The sequence below is a fragment of the Nonomuraea maheshkhaliensis genome, assembly GCF_039529435.1.
In the GTDB taxonomy this organism is placed as follows: Bacteria; Actinomycetota; Actinomycetes; order Streptosporangiales; family Streptosporangiaceae; genus Nonomuraea; species Nonomuraea maheshkhaliensis.
Window position 1 is genome coordinate 1 of the sequence record NZ_BAAAMU010000295.1, and the last position, 1,811, is coordinate 1,811.

General features: G+C 68.8%; 1 protein-coding gene. It reads right to left on the reverse strand.

Features of this window, described 5'->3' with window-relative positions:
- The coding region (locus ABFX54_RS56460) for an acyltransferase domain-containing protein (RefSeq protein ID WP_346115586.1) at positions 1 to 1,773 on the reverse strand (1,773 nt) is incomplete at its 3' end.
- Positions 1,774 to 1,811: the final 38 nt, after the last annotated feature.

Consider the following 1,811-nt stretch of genomic DNA (forward strand, 5'->3'; position numbering starts at 1 on the left):
GGTGGCGCCGGTGGCGTGCAGGGTGACGTCGGTCCAGGCGAACGGCAGCTCGACGGCGTCGGTATCGGGGGTGGCCAGATCGATGGCGTGCAGGGCGGCGTCCAGGAGTGCCGGGTGGATGCCGAACCCGTCTGCGTCCTGGTCGGGGAGATCCACTTCGGTGTAGAGGGTGCCGTTGGAGGCCGACCACGCCTTCGTCACGCCTCGGAAGGTGGGTCCGTAGGCGACGCCTTGCCCGGCCAGGCGGTCGTAGAAGCCGTCCAGGTCGATGGGGGACGCTCCGGGCGGGGGCCAGGAACCGATCGGGGTTGCCGGCGCGGCCTGTGTGGTCAGGATTCCGGTGGCATGGCGGGTCCAGATGCCGTCGCCGGTGCGGGAGTGGATGGTCAAGACACGGTCGCCGTCCAAGCCGGGTGCCGCCACCGACACGTGCAGGGCCGTACCCTCGTGCGTGACGGGCAGCGGCGCGTGCAAGGTCAGCTCCCGCAACACCGGGCGGCCTGCCTGGACGCCGGCGTGCAACGCCAGGTCGACGAACGCAGTCCCGGGCAGCAACACCGCACCCATGATCGCGTGATCAGCCAGCCACGGATGGCTCTTCAGCGACACCTGTCCAGTGAGCAGGAGTTCGTCCCGCTCTGGAACGGGGACCAACGCTCCCGCCAGCACGTGACCACCAGCCACCTGGCCCAGACTCGCGACCTCGCCCGCACCGGCGGGCTCCGGCATCAGCCAGTAACGGCGGCGCTGGAACGGATATGTCGGCAGATCAACCCGCCTGGGCCGCAGCGGAGCGTAGAAAGCTTCCCAGTCCACCTCCGCACCCCGGGCGAACGCCCGCCCCACCCCCGCCACCAGCGCCCGCACCTGCGAATCGTCACGGCGGCCCGAAGTCGGAATATAGGCGATCTTGTCACCGGAAACCTGCGAACCCAGACCCGACAACACCCGGCCAGGACCCAACTCCAGACACGTCACCACTCCGGCCAGCTCCAACGCCGAGACCCCATCGGCGAACCGGACCGTCCGCCGCACCTGCGCCACCCAATACTCCGGATCAGCCATCCGCTCCCCAGCCGGCTGCCCATCCAAGTTCGAGACCACCAGAATGCGAGGGGTGCGGAAAGTCAACGTCTCCGCCACCGCGCGGAACTCGTCCAGCATCGGCTCCATCAGCGCCGAGTGAAAAGCATGACTCACCGACAGACGCCGGCACCGCACCCCCTGCGCGGCGAGCCGATCAGCGGCAGCCAGCACCTCGGACTCAGAACCGGACAACACCAGCGCCGCCGGGCCATTGACCGCCGCGAGCTCCACCCCCGAGCCCAGCAACGGCCCCACCACCTCCAAACCAGCAGACACCTGCACCATCACCCCACCAGCAGGAAGCTCCTGCATCAGCCGACCCCGAGCCGCCACCAAGACACACGCATCCCGCAGCGACAACACCCCAGCAACATGCGCCGCCGCCACCTCACCGATCGAATGCCCCAGCAGCACATCCGCCGACATCCCCCACGACTCCAGCAACCGCGCCGACGCCACCTCCACCGCGAACAACCCACACTGAGCGAACCGCGTCTGATCCACCCGACCCGGATCCGACCAGATCACCTCACGCACCACCCCATCACCAAACCCCGCCAGCACCTCCTCGAACACGTCCCGGAACACCGGGAACACCTCAGCCAGTTCCCGGCCCATTCCCAACCGCTGACTCCCCTGGCCCGCGAACAACCAGCCCGTCTTCCCCTCCACCACCGACTCCACCACCACCGGAGCCGACACCAACTCCCCACGATCAGCGGCCA